This window comes from Streptosporangium longisporum, assembly GCF_039534895.1.
Classification (GTDB): Bacteria; Actinomycetota; Actinomycetes; order Streptosporangiales; family Streptosporangiaceae; genus Streptosporangium; species Streptosporangium longisporum.
Map to the genome: position 1 here is coordinate 364,792 of NZ_BAAAWD010000014.1, position 15,864 is coordinate 380,655.

A 15,864-nucleotide genomic window follows, 5' to 3' on the forward strand; every position below is an offset into this window, starting at 1 on the left:
CGCCGCGTGCGCCGTCACACCGCTGTTCGGCCCGCGCTCTCCTCCGGCATTCCGTGCCGGTCCCACCAGCGGGCCAGTGGAGCCGGCGACCACCATGCCCGGTGCCCGAGCAGCCGCATGCCGGCCGGCACCAGCAGGCCCCGCACGATGGTGGCGTCGACCAGGAGCGCGACCACCACCCCGATACCGATCATCTTCAGCACGGTGACGCTGGTGATGACGAACGCCCCCACCACGACACCCAGCAGCAGGGCCGCGGCGGTGACGATCCTGGCGGTGTGCTGGACTCCGATCGCCACCGACTCCACGGGGTCGTGCGACTCCACGTAGTGTTCGCGGATTCTGGCCAGCATGAACACCTCGTAGTCCATGGCCAGTCCGAACGTGATCGCCGCGATCATGACGGGCATGTTCGCGTCGATGAATCCGGGGGCCTCGAAACCGAGCAACCCGGACAGGAGACCGTCCTGGAAAATCAGCACCATGGCGCCGAAGGCCGCGGAAAGCGACAGGAGGTTCATGATCACTGTCTTGATCGGCAGGATCACGGATCCGAACGCCAGGAACAGGACCACGAACGTCACGACCGAGACGATGAGCAGCATCCACGGCAGCCCGCTCGCGATCATGGACAGGATGTCGACGATCGCCGCCGGACGGTTGGCGAACAGCGCGTCGGCCCCGGGCGGTGGCGGTTCCGCGCGGAGCTTCACGACCACGTCCCTGATCTCCTGGCCGTACGGGCTCAGCGAGTACCCCAGGGTGATCCGCGCCAGGTCGCCCTTGGTGCCGCTCACCTCCACGCTGTCGATGCCCTCGATGCGCCCCAGCCGTCGGCCGAACTCGTCGAGCGCGGCCTTGGCCTGCGGGGTGTCCGCCGGGCCGGGCATCCGCACGACGGTGCTGATCACCTTGGTCGGGTCGAGGGGGAACTCCTCCTTCAGCTGCCTGGCCACCACCACGCTGTCGGTGTCCGCGGGCAGCGCCCACTCGGCGGGCCGTGTCCAGACGGCACCGAGCAGCGGCAGGCCGAGCGTGACCAGGAAGACGGTGACGGCCAGCACCACGGTGACCGGCCTGCGCATGACGGCGTGCGCGAGGCGGTACCAGCCGTCCTCCTTCCGCACCGTGCTCCGCCGCCGCAGCCGGGGCAGCGGGATCCGCAGCGAGTCGATCCGGTGACCGGCCACCCGCAGCAGCGCGGGCAGCACGGTCAGCGCGCTCAGCACCGCGAACAGCACCACGCTGACGCCGGAGTAGGCCAGCGAGGTCAGGAACCTGGAGGGGAACACCAGCAGGCCGCCGAGCGTGACCGCGACGGTCACGCCGGAGATCACCACCGTACGGCCGGCCGTGGCGGTGGCCCGCACCACGGCGTCCTCGACGTCGCGTCCCGCCGCGAGTTCCTCCCGGAACCTGTTGACGATGAGCAACGCGTAGTCGGTCGCCAGTCCCAGTCCCAGGATCACCACCACGTTGATGGCGGCGGTGGACAGCTCCACGAAGCCGCCGACCACCCGCAGCACGCCGAGCGAGCCGACCGCAACGAGGACGGCGATGGCGAGCGGCAGCGCCGCCGCGACGACACCGCGGAACACCAGCAACAGGAAGATCACCAGCAGCGGGAACGAGAGCAGTTCGGCCCTGGCGAGGTCGCGGGTGCTGATGGCGTTGAACTGCTGGCCCACCGCGGTCAGGCCGCCGAAACGTTCCGTCAGGCCCTGCGCGTCCAGCAGGCCCACGAGCCGGTTGTACACGATGACCTGTTCCTCCTCCACGGCTCCTACGAGCTGCAGGGAAAGGTAGGTCTTGTGCCTGTCCTCGGAGACGAAGTCCGGCGAGTTCGTGGACCAGTAGGTCTCCACCCAGTCGTAGGTGTTCCTGGGGAGCTTGGCGACCACCGCCTCGACGCTCTCGCGGAAGCGCGGGTCGTCCACGGTCATGCCGGTGCTCTCGTACATGACGACCACGTCGGCGACATGCCGCCCGAGCGTGTCCGCCAGCAGGCGGTTCGCCTGAGAGGATTCGCCGTAGGGGTTGTCGAGGCCGGCACCGCCGCCCAGGATTCCCCCCGCTCCCGAGCCCCACACGCCGCCCAGGACGACGAACACGATGGCGGCTGAGCAGACCCATCTACGACGCCTAGCGACAAATCGACCAATTGTCGCGAACATACCTAATCTCTCTTCTCGGAGTAGCCGTAGCGATGGCACATCGGCCACTGCCGGCATCTGGTGGATCCGCATCACCGCGAGGCGCGGCGCCCGCGACGGCAGGCCGGCCAGAAGGTCCACGCGGCGGTCGCGCCGCACCCGAGGCGGGCAACGGCGTGACAGGGGTGAAGAAACCTTCGAAGGTGTCGCGATGACGTTCTCGTACGTCCAGCCGTCGATCGTCAGGCCGGAAAACACGATGGGGGCGAACAGGGAGGTGACGACGTTCTCACGTGACGTCGCCACTTCCTTCACGCTCGCCGAGGCTCCGGAGCGGCCCTACTGCAGGGTTCCGCCGATCGTCGTACCCGCCTTCCCTTCCTCTCCTTCCTTTCCTTCCTTTTCGAAGCCAGACCCCTTCGTCACGTCCCATGCTTTTCGGGGTCGCGGCTCACGCTTTCCGAGGTCAGCGCCTGCGGCGCAGCGACGCGTCGACCACGGCCGGGGGACGCCAACCGGCGTCGGCGGCGTTGATCGTCACTCCGGGGGGCACGATCTCGTCGATCCGGTCCAGCACATCCTCGGAGAGGCTCGCGTCGGCGGCGCCGAGCTGGCTCTCCAGGTGCTCCATCGTGCGAGGCCCGATGATCGCCGAGGTCACGCCCGGGTGCTGGAGCACGAACCGCAGGGCCATGTCGATCAGCGAGATCCCGCTCTCCTCGGCCAGCAGCGCCAGCCGCTCGACCGCGGCGAGCTTGCGCCGGTTCTCCGGCAGCGTCATGTCGTAACGGTCGGGAAGCATCGCGGCACGCCTGCTCTGCGGAAGCTCGCCTCCCTCCCGGTAACGCCCGGTGAGCCAGCCCCCGGCCAGAGGGCTCCAGGCGAGCACGCCCAGGCCGTACCGCCGGCAGACCGGAAGCAGGTCGGCCTCCACCCCGCGGGCGAGGATCGAGTAGGGCGGCTGCTCGGCGACGAACCGCTCCCTGTTCCGCCGCTCGGCGGCCCACTGCGCCTCCACCACCTGGTACGCGGGGAACGTCGAACTTCCGATGTAGCGCACCTTGCCCGCGCGCACCAGGTCGGTGAGGGCCCCCAGTGTCTCGTCGATGTCGACACCGGGGTCGGGACGGTGGATCTGGTACAGGTCGATCCAGTCGGTACGCAACCGGCGCAGGCTGTTGTCGACCTCCTGGATGATCCAGCGGCGGCTGTTACCGCCGTGGTTGGGATCGTCTCCCATCGAGCCGTGCACCTTCGTGGCCAGCACGATCCGGTCGCGCAGACCGCTCTCGGCCAGGAACCTGCCGATCAGCTCCTCGGACTCACCGTTCGCGTAGATGTCGGCCGTGTCGATGACGTTGACCCCGGCGTCGATCGCCCGCCGGATCATCTTCGACGACTCTTCGTAGCCGTTGCCGCCCCACCAGCCGAACATCATGCCACCGAGGCAGATCGGGCTCACCTTCATGCCGGTCTGACCGAACAGGCGGTAGTCCATTACGATCACCTCCTAGATCGTACCCAAAAAATGGATAGGAGCACTTTCTACTATCCTTTTACCGGGGTTGGCAAGGTCCCACCGAGGGGTACTGAGAGGCTGAGGGAGGACCCATGCGGATTGCCGAGCTGAGTCGGCGTACGGACGTGCCCGTTCCGACGATCAAGTACTACCTGCGTGAGGGCCTGCTGTCCGCCGGGGAGCGCACCAGCCACAACCAGGCGCAGTACGCCGAAAGTCACGTCCGTCGTCTCAGGCTGGTCAAGGCGCTCATCGAGGTCGGCGGGCTCAGCGTCGCGGCCACGCGCGAGGTCCTCGAAAAGATGTACGGGCCGGGGATGAGCCCCCTGGACTCGGTCGGCAAGGCCCAGTTCGCCATGACCAACTCTCGTCCGGTGATCGAGGACGAGGCGTGGGAGGCGGCGAGCAAGCAGACCGAAGAGCTGATCGAGCAGCTCGGCTGGCAGGTCAGACAGACCAACCCCGCCAGGCAGACGCTGACCTCGGCACTCGCCACCCTGTCCCGCCTGGGCCAGACCGAGCAGCTGAAGTTGCTGGAGGGCTACGCCCAGGCGGCCCGGCAGGTCGCCCAGGCCGAGATGGAGCTGCTGGTCCAGGAGCCCGACGCGGACGCCCTCATCGAGAGGGCCATCGTCTGGACGGCGCTCGGCGACATCGTCTTCAGCGCGCTGCGCAGGTTCGCCCAGGAGGACATCGCCTACGGAGGATCGGCGAAGCAGTAACCGACTACGTCGACCCGAGAAACGGCTCCCGCGCCAGGGATCCGACCGCCTCCCGCCATGCGGATCACGCAGGCACCCATTGCGAATGAGCGGATCAGCGAGGTCACGGCGGATTCGACACGTCGCGCGATGGCGAGCTGGAGCGGCTTGTGCTCGGTCGCGGTGATTGCCCACGAGTGGCTGACGTACTGGCAGGACAGGGAGGCCAGAACCCCGCCGACCCCGAAGCGGGCCTGCGCGCCGGTGAACCGCTCGACCTGCGAAGGACTGTCCGGCAGATACGGTGTGGGTCGCCTGTAATAGACGGACCGTACCCGCTCCAGGACGACCTCCCGCGGCCGGGTGACCAGGACGTCATGTGACGGGAACCGCCCCGAACCACGCCGACAGCTCGGCGCAGGCGGGAAACTCCGCTCCGGGATCGAACCAGGCGACGAAGACTCTCAGCGAACAAAGCTCCTGTCGACCGCCTATCCGGAAGCTGCTCAGAGTCGCACCTACCGATGCACACCATCCATTCCAAATCAGACATATCTCCCATTTGGGATGGATGCTCATGTGGTATGAGATTTCATCAAGCCCCCTATAGGGTTGGTTTCACCATTTTCGCCCTATGGACATACCGAGCTCTGTCTTCGACTAGAGCAACCGGAGGTAGCGACATGAGCGCAGACATCATCAATGTGAACATGAGCGGCAGCGAGGCAGAGGAAGAGCTGCGATCCTTTTACAGGTGGTTACAAGACGACGAAGACGTTCGACGGCATGCACGAGTGTCCGTGCGACAGAGCTCGCCTCGGGAAAGCGAGATGGGTTCAGCTTTAGAAGCCATCGATCTAGTTCTTAGTAACGGCTTTGAGTTAGCAAACTTCACACTGGCTTATCTTGCCTGGAGGGCAACCCGTCGACAGAAGGTGGCGGTAACACTTAAGCGCGGAGACGTCGAAGTCACTGTAAGCGATGCCGACGATCAAATCACAAAGAAGATCCTTCAAGCTCTTAACGAAAAGCCCGGTGGATCGGAGGAGTCTAAGTGAAACTACCCGATCCTCGCTTGTCTCGCGCCGTCCTCATTGGCACAAGCCAATACGACATCGAGAACTTACCAAACTTACCGACCGTCGCCAACAACCTTGCCGCCATAAAAGAAGCACTATGTGATCACAATATCTGGGGACTTCCACCACAGCATTGCAGAGTAATTCGAGAACCAGCCGAAATCCCTCAGATGATCGACCCTGTCATAAAGGCATCAGAGGAAGCAACTGACACGCTAATTATTTATTTTGCAGGACATGGACTTGCCGGACCGGACCTCGGAGAACTATTCCTAGCACTGACTAAATCAGATGACGATCCCAGGCGGGTCTCTTTTACATCTGTCGCATACGATCACATACGTCGAGCAATCATACACGGCAACGCAAAGCGGAAAATCGCGATCCTAGATTGCTGCTACAGCGGTCGCGCAATCAGATCAATGTCTAGCACTGACACTATTTCCGCGCAGGCAAACATTGAAGGTACATGCGTAATCACCTCCGCTGCAAAAGATAAACTCTCTCTAGCTCCTCCGGGCGAGCTATACACAACCTTCACCGCCGAACTGATTAATATTCTCCAGAACGGCATAGAAGGTCAGCCGAAGCGCCTTACCATAAACAACATATACAATCACATTCACTCGGCATTGAGATCAAAGACAGCCCCTCTCCCTCAGATACAGAACCGCAACACTGCAGGTCAGCTAGAAATCATCAATAATCGTGCAGTTGTTTCACAGAATGAAACTCCTCCTGGTTACGGCCCTGTCCCGGGCATTGAAATTGGAACAGAGTTTCCAGACAGGAAAGCACTGCACAAGGCGAACGTACACAGACCTTTACAAGCCGGAATCTGCGGTACGCAGCGCAATGGTGGCGCTGAGTCGATCGTCGTATCAGGGGGCTACAAAGACGATAAAGACTATGGAGACGTGATTATCTACACGGGACATGGAGGAAGAGATCCAAACACAGGCCATCAAATTGCCGACCAGCATGAAAGCGATCCTGGGAATTCCGCTCTGATCGCCAGCCAGATGAGCCGATTGCCTGTACGGGTCATACGCGGGTCAGAGGCAGGAACAGAGTACTCTCCGTCTCAAGGGTATAGCTATGATGGCCTCTTCATTGTTGCCGATCACTGGTCGACGATCGGGGAGGACAATTATCGCATACTGCAGTTTCGTCTAGAAGCACTCAATGAAGACTCGGGCAGCAAAGCTCTAGACGAGTATGAATCAGGAGGCTCCAAGGATACTCAAGCGCACCTAGCTCCTAACCGCTGGGAACAGGTTTCTCGTGGCATCTATCAAGATCGAAAGCTTGCCGAATACGTCAAAAAGGCACACGATCACGAATGCCAAATCTGCGGCATAGCATTAGAAACGATCGGCGGCCTTAGGTATGCGGAAACCAGCCATATCCGTGGGCTCGGCATACCTCATAACGGGCCAGATACACGAGACAATATTTTATGCTTGTGCCCGAATCACCGCATGCTCTTCGAGTACGGCGCAGTCGTTGTAGACGAAAAACTTCAGGTCGTTGATCAAATAACCGGTGAGATTATAGACGATCTACGAATGAACAATAAGCATCGAGTCAGTCAAGATCACTTGAGATATCATCGGGAACTCCATCAAAGAGCAAGCTCCAATCCGTACGTTTCCCCTATCTAACGACCTATCCGTGGCCGTTCCTTTCAAAGGATGTGCATCCGCACACCAAGCCGTCGAATGCGCTCTCGGTAGCCATAGCGCTCAAGTTCCAGCAACGTTCGTACGGCCTGCTGGGCCATCGGGTGGTTGCGGACGAGCATCGGGGCGATCTTCTCCGCGCGTTCGAGTTCCGTCAGGGCGTCATCGCGCTTACCGCACCACAGCAGTCCTCGGGCGTAGTCCAGATGGTGGTAACCGGCACGGCTGGCTGGGAGATCCTTGGGGAGGTGGACCGTCTGCGCTCGTTGTACGGCCCGCGGTCCGTCACCCAGTTCGACGGCTATGGCCACGCCATGGATGTCGATGTTGGGCTGGTTGGTGGAAAGCTCGTAGTAGTTGGTGCGCTGACGCGCACCAAGTCGAGTGACCGCCTCGGCCGCGAGCCGGTGTCGTGACCATGCCTCATCGGCGTCGTTCTTACGAGCTGCTGTGATCGAGGCCCTCAGTTGGAGTCCTCCCCAGACGGCCAACGCCTCTGGATGACCTGCGGTGTACTCGCCCTCGATCTTCGTACATGCCGTGTCGAGCACGGTGAGCGCGTCGTTCCACGACGTACTGGCCCACAGGTTCCTGGTCCGTAGATAGGCGAACAGCGCTTCGCTGTAGACGTCCCCCGCTCGCTCTCCCGCCCAGTGAATCCGGTTGGTGGCGATCACCGAGAGATCGGCGTAGCCGAGGTTGTAGGCGACCGCGTCGGCTGCCCGATAGGCGATCGAGAGCAGTTGGTAGGCCTTCATGCGATCGGCATCAGGGCAGAGGTGGGTGGCCGCCTGAAGTTCGGCGATCAGTGCAGGAGTCCTGTCGGCCATGTCGGCATAGCGTGTCTCCCGCCGTAGCCACATGAGACGTTCGACCTCGGATCGCAGCTCGAAAATCGGGCGTACGTCGCCGGACCATTCGGGATCGAGGTCGTAGCGTTCCAGTTGGCGACGGATCTCCTGGATCGCCGAGTGCCCTCGGTCCTCGGCCGGCGTGTCACCGCGGTAGGGACGCGCGGTGAGTTCGTTGGGGTGGACGCGCAGCACCCGGGAGAGGGTGTTGATCAGGGCGATGGAGTCCAACGGGATGCTGTCGTTCTCCACCCCGGACACCCAGGACTGCGCGCGGCCGATGCGTCGCGCCAGCTCGATCTGGGTGATGCCCGCGCGCTTACGAGCACGTCGTACGCGCCTTCCCACACTCTCCGCAGCCGGGTCAGAGTAGGCCATGGCCTCACGGTAACCCGCCATACCGCGCTTGGCTCCCGTCCCCGCCAAAGTATCAACCGCACTGATGTCGCTGCCTCTCCGCATCACTACCGTCGCTCTGCGTGAAGGAGCGATGGATACGGAAACGGCCGCTGATACGGGTGATCGGGCCACCTGGCCTCGATGACGAGGTGCCGCTTCCGACCGGCGCTTCCCGGAACGGAAGCTCGGTCACCGGCCACGGCGCGAGTGTGGTCGGCGACGTCGTAGAAGGCGGCTCTGCCAGGCGAATGAGGTCGCCGGGCAGAGCCTCGATCGCACAGTGGAGGTGCGACCTGTGTTCAACCATAGGGGAACCATCAAGATCGTCAGGGTCCGCTGGCATGCCGAGCGGCCGCCCTCACCCCTCGGGTGCCGCTGGTGCGGTCATCCCCCGTACGCGCACGACGCCGCCAGCCTGCCGCACCGGCCCGGTCACCTGTGGGAGCAGCCCACCCCGGCGCAGGTCCGTACCCGCATGGCGGCCCGGCGTCGTCTCGGGCTCTGTGGTCGGCTGCCCGCGCCCATGACCGGGCACGTCACGCCGAATCCGCTGACCACCGTGCCGCTGCGCGCACCGGCCCATCCCCCTGCGGGCTCCCCCGTCGGCAGGGGACGTCACGCGCGACCGGCCGCGATGGCCGCACCGCCCCACGGGCAGGAGTCGCCACCGGGTGTACGGCCCCGGCCGGGCAGGCGCGAGTCGTACCGGAGAGGGGTTCAGGTATGAGTTCCCCTCTCGTCGGCGCCGCGGCCGGTGCACCGGCCGACGCCGGTACAGCGGACACGGTGGACGTGGCCGACACCGCGATCACCCGCGAAGGATGCGAAAGGGGACGGCCGGAATGACCGTGCGACTGCTGTCCGCGCTCGTCGGGGTGTTCGCGGACCGCTTCCGGACGACGACCGGCGACGCCACGGGATCGGGTCTCCCTGGTGCGATGTGGTCACCGCACCTTGGGCGGATACCAGGCTGGTCGGCGTCCCATGCTCATACACCCGTGATCTCCCAGCGGTTCGCCGCCAGTCGTGACCAGGTCAGGCAGGCACGGAAGTTCGTCGCCGAGCTCCTTGGGGACGGTCACCCGCTCCTCGACGACGCCCTGCTCCTGACCAGCGAGCTCGCCACCAACGCCATCGAGCACTCCGCCGCACCCGCCGAGGCCGTCCACGCCGAGCCCTACCGGCCCGATCCCGGCGGAGCGGGTGACCGGCTTCGGGAGTTCGTCGTCACCGTGGCGTTCACTCCTCGCGGTGTGCTGGTCACCGTCCAGGACGCCGGAGCCTCCGGAGTTCCCTGTACGAGGGACTCCGGGCCGGCCGCCACGGGTGGCCGGGGCCTGCTGCTCGTCAACGAGCTCGCCACCCGCTGGGGTTTCCACCGCGACTCCACCGGCACCGTCATCTGGTTCGAACTCGGCTCGCCCGGCGCGAAGGCCGAACGACCCGGTGTGCCGGTCCGGTGGACGGGACCGTACGACCACGACTGAGCCGGGCGTGACGACGACGTATCCCGGGTCGTTCCTTCCGTCGCGAGGTAGGGACGGAGCCCGGGGCGGTGGCCGGGGACGCGAACGGCCACCGGGTGATCCCCGGCCGTCGTGTCGACGGACGAGGATCACCCGGTGGCCGCAGGTCGTGCCCGGTCGTACGGCGACGGTCGCCGTACGGTGACGGGCAGGTGGTCAGCAGTCGCAGATGAACCCGTAGGTGCCCCAGTCGGCCTTGATGGTCAGCTGGTACTTCGTGCCGTAGAGGCCGTTGACCGCACCGCGGAAGCTCTTGTTCGGGCTCACCGTGCCACGGCCCACCCGTACGCCGGTCTCGCGGTCCCAGACCTCCCAGGTGGCGATGGAGGTGGTGTCCAGGCCGATCCACACGCGGTGCAGGTCGGTCCTGGCCGGGGTGTAGCCGCTGGCGCACTTGTTGGTGATGTAGGACGGCCGGCAGGTGTGGCGCGTCTCGGCGGCTGCGGGCTGCGCGAAGACGACGGATGCGGCGGCGACACTGAGTGCGACGAGGGCTGATGTGAAGGATTTGCGCATTGAATCGGTCTCCCTGATCAAGGTTTTGGGCGGGGCCAGTATGACACTCGACGCGATCAGCCCATAAGGGTTAATTTGGGTGGTTTTTCGCCTTGGGTGGCGACCGGATTCACCAGGACGCGCCTTTCTCGCCCTTGACCTCGGCGAGCCCGGCAGGGGCGTCCCGAGGATTTCCTCGGGCGTCCCGATGATTTCCTCGACCGGCACCGTGAGAGCGCGAGGAGCGAGGACGGGTGTCGGCCGGTCCGCCGGGGAGCCGCCCGGTGCGGCCGACGGGGACGGCGCCGGTCAGGTCTTCGGCTTCAGCAGGTGGTGACGCAGGCACACGTAGCCGTGTCCGTCGGGAAGTCCGAGCTGCGCCACTTTCGGCGTGGCCCAGGTGAACGAGCCGTCGTCCTCGTGGTCCCGGAAATCGATCCTCACCCACGTGTGGGTGTCGTTCACCGCGACCACCGTTCCCTCCTCGAAGTGGAGCCGGCCGTTGATGGCGGGCATGTCCACCACCCACCGCTGGCTGTCGGGGTCGGGGTCGGGGACGGCGTGGATGGTCTGTTCGGCGATGGAGAGCCCCAGCGGGTAGTCCTCGAACAGCCGACCGTCGCGGGCGGCATCGGACCACACGACCACGGTGCCGACGTCCAGCCTCGCATCGGCCGCCGCGGGAGGCCGGGACGCGGCGGCCTGCTTCGCCTGGACGTACTCCTCATGGCTCGCGGCGGTGAAGACCGGGGAGATCTCGCCGGGAATCACGAACTCCGTGCTGGGATGCCTCGGGCCGAAGGCGAAGCGCAGGGTGATGGTCTTCTCGTGCACCGTGAACTCGTACCGGATCGGCGAGTGGTGGCCTTTGTCGTCGCGTTTGTAGGAGTGGGCACACAGCGCCTTGTACACCTTGAGGATGTGCGGACCCCAGTTTCCCGGTTCGTCGGGATCGGCCGGGATCACGTACGCCGCTTCCATCGCGATCAGACGGGTGACCAGCGCCTTGATCGCCCCCTGCGTCGAATCCGCGGAGCACGTGGGCAGCAGACCGGAGACCAGCCCGAAGGAGCGGTCCCAGGCGAGCTGGAAATCCTCGATGTGCTCCCGTTCGGAGGCGCGAACCGCGGCGGCGTCCTCGGCGGAGATCTCCAGCGCCAGGTGGAAGCTGCCCTCCTTCGGCTCCTCCGGCTTCCACACGCAGGGCCTGCCGGACTGGAGGTAGCGGACCATGCCGCCTCCCCACCCCTTGGAGGTGCGGGTCGCCATGTCGAACTGGAACGTGCCAACTCCGATCCCGAAGGACTGGTGCTGGGACGAGTCGTAGGGCGGGGCACTGGTCAGGGTCAGGGTGCCGGGCTTCTTCCCGGCGGCCAGGGTGATGGCCGACGGCGTCCAGTGGTCGCTCACTCCCAGCGCCTTGGGAAAGGCGGGAAGCTGCTCAGGACGCGCGGTCGTGTAGTTGTGGGGGAGGTGATATTCGGTGCTCACGCTCGTCAACCTAACGTGTACGAGGTGCACCCACCAGCAGCATTTCGCCTGTCCGTCTTCGCATTATTCGGTTCCTTATAAATCACCTTTTCACCGATTTTCGCCCCTCCGGTCGGGAAGTCCTCTTGGACGGCGTACGCGGCGAACCTGAACGGCGGAGGTCCGGGCGGGCTCCGCACGCCCCCTGCCGGATCCGCGCGGAGTGGACGGTCACCGTCCTCGCGGTCGGGGGATCGGCTCTCAGGAGGTCCCGGCGGGGCCGATGCCCCTCAGGACGACGGTGAGCAGCTCGTCGACGAACCCCGGGGGGATCTCCAGCGCGGTCGCCGTACCGCCGCCGAGCAGGTGGGGCAGGACCAGCTCGTGGCAGGCACCGATGATCATCGTGGCGGCGGCCTCGGTGCTGGCGTCCGGGGCGAGACGGCCGAGGTCCCGCTCGGCGCGCAGGTAGGCGGCCAGGTCCGCCCGCAGTCCTCGCCCGCCCGCCACGGGGTTGGGCAGGCTCGCGAACCGGACGAGGACCTCGGGCCGGCCGAGCAGGCCCGCGAAGGAGGGCAGGATCGCGGCGTGCAGCGCCAGCCCCTGGGTGATGTAGGCGCGCAGGTTGTCCTCGACCGTCCCGCTCCCGGCCGTGGTGGGCCGCTCGCCCAGCTCGCGCTCGACGGTCCGGACGTGGGCGTGCAGGGCGAGCGCGAGGAGCTCTTCCTTGCCCTCGAAGTGGTTGTACAGCACGCCGTCGGCGACCTGCGCCTCGCGGGCGATGTCGCGGACGGTGAGCCCGGCCGTGCCGCGCCGGGCCATGAGGCGTCCGGCCGCGGCGATCAGGTGCTCGCGCAGACTCCGGTCGCCCTCGCCGTCACGCAGGGCGGCTGCTTTTCTGGGTGACATCGCATCACATCGTAGTGACCGCCCGGGGCCGGGCCGAGGGAGAACGGTCAGGTACGGGTGGCGGTGATCAGCCAGGCGGCACCGCGCAGCCGTACGGCGTCGGGCTCCTCGTAGGGCCGCAGCGCCTCGGTGAGCGCGTCACGGGCGCGGGCCGCGGTGGCCTCGCCGACCTGGTCGAGCAGGAAGCGGACCGGCCCCCACGCTCCGAGGAACCGGCTCGCGTCCTCGGCGTCCCGGCCCCACACCTGCGGCGCGTCGACGGGCGTGCAGGACACTTTCTCAAAACCCGCGCCCGTGAGCACCTCGCGGATGCGGTCCGGGTCGGCCAGCGACTCCGGTCCGGGAGCGCCGGGCCCGGCCGGGGCGGGGTTCGGCGGCAGGTGCTCCACCATCGCCCCGAAGACGGTGCCCACCTCGTTGTCGCCCATCCCCCGCAGGGACAGCAGGGCCAGGCGTCCTCGCGGCCGCAGGGCGCGGCCGATGTTGGCGAACGCGGCGACCGGGTCGGCGAAGAACATGATGCCGAACCGGCTCACGGCCACGTCGAAGCTCGCGGCGGCGAAGGGGTGGACCTGGGCGTCGCCCCTGGTGAAGGTGACGTTGGCGACCCCCTCGCCGGTCGCGGTGGCACGTGCCCGCGCCAGCATCGGTTCCGACAGGTCGATCCCGGTGGCGTGCCCGAGCCGCGCGCGACGGGCGGCCAGCCGTGTCAGCTGCCCGTTGCCGCATCCGACGTCGAGCACGTGGTCGTGGTCGCCGATGGCGGCCGCCGTCAGCAGGTGGTCGTTGAAGCCGCTGTTCACGGCGTCGTACCTGTCCGGGTGATCGGCCCAGTGGTTGCCCTCGTAGCCGTTCCAGGCCTCTGCCTGCTCGGTGTTGACGATGGAGGACATCGAACCCCTTCCGTGGGTCTCGCCGGACGGCGCGACCGACCCCCGTCTCCGGTACGGTCACGACGCCCTCGTAATGAACGCTCGTTCATGAATGCATGTTCATAATGAGAGCGGCGGAAGGGAGATGTCAACCGTCACGTGGGTTGACCTTGACACGGTGACAGGGCCTTCACTGTGGCCGAGGAGGTGGTTCCATGACCATGATCTACAAGTCCGAGGCCGGTGAGCGTGAGCTCCGCGACACCTACCGGCGGGTGCTGGACGCCTGGCCGGTCCCCGCCGAGCACCTGCGGGTGCCGACCCGCGAGGGCGAGACCTTCGTCCTCGCCTCCGGCCCCCGGGACGCGCCGCCCCTGGTGCTGCTGCACGGCTCGGGTGCGAACACGTCGATGTGGCGGGGGGACGTCGCCACCTGGTCCCGGCACTTCCGTACGTACGCCGTCGACCTCGTCGGCGAGCCGGGGCTGAGCGCGCCTTCGCGTCCCGCCCTGGACTCCGACGCCGTGTCCCTCTGGCTGGACGACGTGCTGGACGGGCTCGGGATCACCGGTGCCGCGTTCGTCGGCGCGTCCCTCGGCGGCTGGACGGCCCTGGACTACGCGATCCGCCGCCCGGAACGCGTGACCCGCCTGGTCCTGCTGTGCCCCGGCGGCGTGGGACGGCAGAAGGTCGGCTGGATCCTCAAGGCCCTGCTGACCAGCCCGTTCCGGCGCGGCGGGCTGCGCGAGTCCGCGATGGCCGTGGCGGGACTGGACGGGGAGCGGGACCGGGAGGTGCTCGACGCCGTCGTCCTGACGTTCACGCACTTCAACCCGCGCAGGGAGAGGCTGCCGGTGTTCTCCGACGACGCGTTGCGCGGCCTGGACATGCCCGTGCTCGTCATCGTCGGCGGCCGGGACGCCATGCTGGACTCCCGCAGGACCGCGCGGCGCGTCCGTGAGTGCGTCCCGCACTCGATCGTGCACCTGCTCCCCGAGGCCGGTCACGCCATCCTCGGCCAGACCGGGCCGATCGACGCGTTCCTCCGGGCCTGAGGGTCAGCGTCAGCCCATGCTGCTGATCTTCTCCGGCTCGATGACGAACATCACGCGGACCTGGTCACGGCCCCCGTACCAGGGATAGGAGGTGCCGAGGTAGCGCTGGGCGAGCATCTCGATGTGGTCGGCCGCGCCGTCGGTGGTGACCTTGAGCACCCTGCCCCGTACCTGGAAGTAGCGCGAGGGGTCGGCGGGGTCGGAGACGGCGACGGCCACGCGCGGGTCCCGCTCGATGTTCCTGGTCTTGAGGTGGCTCTGCACGCTGTTGATGATCACGTGCTCGCCGTCGGTGTCGACCCAGGTCTGGGTCAGCTGCGGCGAGCCGTCGGCCATCGAGGTGGCGAGGTAGCAGGTGCTCGGCCGGCGCAGCAGCGCGAGCAGTTCTTCGGTGAGTTTCACGGCGATCTCTCGGCCAGTCGGGTGCGACACTGTTCTGGCAGCTCAGCACGGTCGTGACGAGCCTACTCACCGTCTGCCGGCCGGGGTCGGGGCGGGTCCGCGACGGCCCCGGACCGGCTCACGCCGAGCGCAGGTCGCCGTCGAAGACCTTGTCCAGGAAGCCCTCCAGGTTGGCGACGGCCCGCGTGATCCGCTCCTCGGTGGTGAGCGTCTCGAACCGCACGCCGGGCTCGGACCTCTTGATGTCCCGTACGTAGAGGGAGCAGGCCAGGTCGGCGCACATGTAGGTGCCGACCGTGTTGCCCTGGCGGCCCGCCGCGCCGACCCGGGGTGCGACGAACAGGGAGACGCCGGTGCCGGGGTGCGGGGTGACGCAGACCGAGCAGACGGTGCTCTTGGTGAAGCTCCTGCGGACCTCCTGCGCGACGCGCAGGGAAATGCCGACCAGCTCGCCCCGATGCCCGGCGACCAGGTAGCCGCGGTCCGGCGCACCCGGGTCGCGCCAGCCCAGGAAGTCGAGATCGGCCCAGGGCAGCTCGGGCAGGGCCCTGGGCAGGTTGATCCTGCGCGCCTCTCCCTTGGAGCAGTTGACGAAGGATCCGCGGATCTCTTTCTCGCCGATCGGGTCCATGGTCCACCTACCGTTGTGAATGATCTTCCGTATGCCCCGTCCCGACGCTCACGGCCGATCGTTCCGGGTCGGGGGAGAACGGGGTGACGGACGCGGCCGGAGGGCGGCCCCTGCGGGCAT

General features: G+C 66.4%; 15 protein-coding genes. 6 read left to right on the forward strand and 9 right to left on the reverse strand.

All coding sequences use genetic code 11. The features are described 5' to 3' along the window. Positions 1-14 precede the first annotated feature (14 nt). Together ABD832_RS25045 and ABD832_RS25050 are read right to left on the reverse strand one after the other, a co-directional pair. Positions 15-2,111, reverse strand: a complete 2,097-nt coding sequence (locus ABD832_RS25045; protein ID WP_344899540.1) for an MMPL family transporter — start codon at positions 2,109-2,111, stop codon at positions 15-17. Positions 2,112-2,619: 508 nt separating this feature from the next. Beyond that, positions 2,620-3,651 (reverse strand): aldo/keto reductase, encoded by a 1,032-nt coding sequence (locus ABD832_RS25050; protein ID WP_344900073.1) that lies wholly within the window; start codon positions 3,649-3,651, stop codon positions 2,620-2,622. A gap of 113 nt (positions 3,652-3,764) precedes the next feature. On the opposite strand from ABD832_RS25050, the gene ABD832_RS25055 reads away from it, so the two are divergent. The 3 genes from ABD832_RS25055 (at position 3,765) to ABD832_RS25065 (ending at position 7,116) form a co-directional block, all read left to right on the forward strand. Beyond that, on the forward strand, positions 3,765-4,394 hold the full coding sequence (locus tag ABD832_RS25055) for a MerR family transcriptional regulator (RefSeq protein WP_344899542.1): 630 nt from the start codon (positions 3,765-3,767) through the stop codon (positions 4,392-4,394). A 662-nt stretch (positions 4,395-5,056) separates the two neighbouring features. Next, a complete protein-coding gene (locus ABD832_RS25060; RefSeq protein ID WP_344899544.1) occupies positions 5,057-5,431 on the forward strand; it encodes an effector-associated constant component EACC1 in 375 nt (124 codons plus the stop codon). After that, entirely contained in the window at positions 5,428-7,116 is a 1,689-nt protein-coding gene (locus ABD832_RS25065) for a caspase, EACC1-associated type (RefSeq protein ID WP_344899546.1), read from the forward strand. Before ABD832_RS25060 ends, ABD832_RS25065 begins: the two co-directional genes overlap by 4 nt. 23 nt (positions 7,117-7,139) lie before the next feature. Here ABD832_RS25065 and ABD832_RS25070 read toward each other — a convergent pair whose 3' ends face one another. Continuing rightward, positions 7,140-8,363, reverse strand: coding sequence for a helix-turn-helix domain-containing protein (locus ABD832_RS25070; RefSeq protein WP_344899548.1), 1,224 nt, complete (start codon positions 8,361-8,363; stop codon positions 7,140-7,142). Positions 8,364-8,679: 316 nt separating this feature from the next. Between ABD832_RS25070 and ABD832_RS25075 the strand changes: the two genes are divergently transcribed. Then, positions 8,680-9,111, forward strand: coding sequence for a hypothetical protein (locus tag ABD832_RS25075; RefSeq protein WP_344899550.1), 432 nt, complete (start codon positions 8,680-8,682; stop codon positions 9,109-9,111). 271 nt (positions 9,112-9,382) lie between these two features. Beyond that, positions 9,383-9,871, forward strand: coding sequence for an ATP-binding protein (locus ABD832_RS25080; protein ID WP_344899552.1), 489 nt, complete (start codon positions 9,383-9,385; stop codon positions 9,869-9,871). A 195-nt stretch (positions 9,872-10,066) separates the two neighbouring features. Here the strand turns inward: ABD832_RS25080 and ABD832_RS25085 are convergent, their stop codons facing one another. The 4 genes from ABD832_RS25085 to ABD832_RS25100 all read right to left on the reverse strand — a co-directional run bounded on the left by ABD832_RS25085 (position 10,067) and on the right by ABD832_RS25100 (position 13,677). Next, positions 10,067-10,426 (reverse strand): hypothetical protein, encoded by a 360-nt coding sequence (locus ABD832_RS25085; protein ID WP_344899554.1) that lies wholly within the window; start codon positions 10,424-10,426, stop codon positions 10,067-10,069. Between the two features lie 288 nt (positions 10,427-10,714). Next, the gene (locus ABD832_RS25090) at positions 10,715-11,896 is read right to left on the reverse strand and encodes a hypothetical protein (RefSeq protein ID WP_344899556.1); all 1,182 of its coding nucleotides are present in this window, start codon (positions 11,894-11,896) and stop codon (positions 10,715-10,717) included. Between the two features lie 240 nt (positions 11,897-12,136). After that, entirely contained in the window at positions 12,137-12,784 is a 648-nt protein-coding gene (locus ABD832_RS25095; protein WP_344899558.1) for a TetR/AcrR family transcriptional regulator, read from the reverse strand. 47 nt (positions 12,785-12,831) lie between these two features. Next, a complete protein-coding gene (locus ABD832_RS25100; protein ID WP_344899560.1) occupies positions 12,832-13,677 on the reverse strand; it encodes a class I SAM-dependent methyltransferase in 846 nt (281 codons plus the stop codon). A gap of 194 nt (positions 13,678-13,871) precedes the next feature. Here ABD832_RS25100 and ABD832_RS25105 point away from each other — a divergent pair, with 194 nt between their 5' ends. Next, the gene (locus ABD832_RS25105) at positions 13,872-14,711 is read left to right on the forward strand and encodes an alpha/beta fold hydrolase (RefSeq protein ID WP_344899562.1); all 840 of its coding nucleotides are present in this window, start codon (positions 13,872-13,874) and stop codon (positions 14,709-14,711) included. 9 nt (positions 14,712-14,720) lie between these two features. Here ABD832_RS25105 and ABD832_RS25110 read toward each other — a convergent pair whose 3' ends face one another. Together ABD832_RS25110 and ABD832_RS25115 are read right to left on the reverse strand one after the other, a co-directional pair. After that, the gene (locus ABD832_RS25110; protein WP_344899564.1) at positions 14,721-15,113 is read right to left on the reverse strand and encodes a PPOX class F420-dependent oxidoreductase; all 393 of its coding nucleotides are present in this window, start codon (positions 15,111-15,113) and stop codon (positions 14,721-14,723) included. 118 nt (positions 15,114-15,231) lie between these two features. Next, complete coding sequence (locus tag ABD832_RS25115; RefSeq protein WP_344899566.1) at positions 15,232-15,744, reverse strand: FBP domain-containing protein; 513 nt, start codon at positions 15,742-15,744, stop codon at positions 15,232-15,234. Between the last annotated feature and the right edge of the window lie 120 nt (positions 15,745-15,864).

What these genes read in the sequence shown, in the direction of transcription:
- ABD832_RS25105 (WP_344899562.1), top strand. Translation starts at nt 13,872, where the DNA reads ATGACCATGATCTACAAGTCCGAGGCCGGTGAGCGTGAGCTCCGCGAC.
- ABD832_RS25070 (WP_344899548.1), bottom strand. Translation starts at nt 8,363, where the DNA reads ATGGCCTACTCTGACCCGGCTGCGGAGAGTGTGGGAAGGCGCGTACGA.
- ABD832_RS25100 (WP_344899560.1), bottom strand. Translation starts at nt 13,677, where the DNA reads ATGTCCTCCATCGTCAACACCGAGCAGGCAGAGGCCTGGAACGGCTAC.
- ABD832_RS25095 (WP_344899558.1), bottom strand. Translation starts at nt 12,784, where the DNA reads ATGTCACCCAGAAAAGCAGCCGCCCTGCGTGACGGCGAGGGCGACCGG.
- ABD832_RS25055 (WP_344899542.1), top strand. Translation starts at nt 3,765, where the DNA reads ATGCGGATTGCCGAGCTGAGTCGGCGTACGGACGTGCCCGTTCCGACG.
- ABD832_RS25115 (WP_344899566.1), bottom strand. Translation starts at nt 15,744, where the DNA reads ATGGACCCGATCGGCGAGAAAGAGATCCGCGGATCCTTCGTCAACTGC.
- ABD832_RS25060 (WP_344899544.1), top strand. Translation starts at nt 5,057, where the DNA reads ATGAGCGCAGACATCATCAATGTGAACATGAGCGGCAGCGAGGCAGAG.
- ABD832_RS25050 (WP_344900073.1), bottom strand. Translation starts at nt 3,651, where the DNA reads ATGGACTACCGCCTGTTCGGTCAGACCGGCATGAAGGTGAGCCCGATC.
- ABD832_RS25085 (WP_344899554.1), bottom strand. Translation starts at nt 10,426, where the DNA reads ATGCGCAAATCCTTCACATCAGCCCTCGTCGCACTCAGTGTCGCCGCC.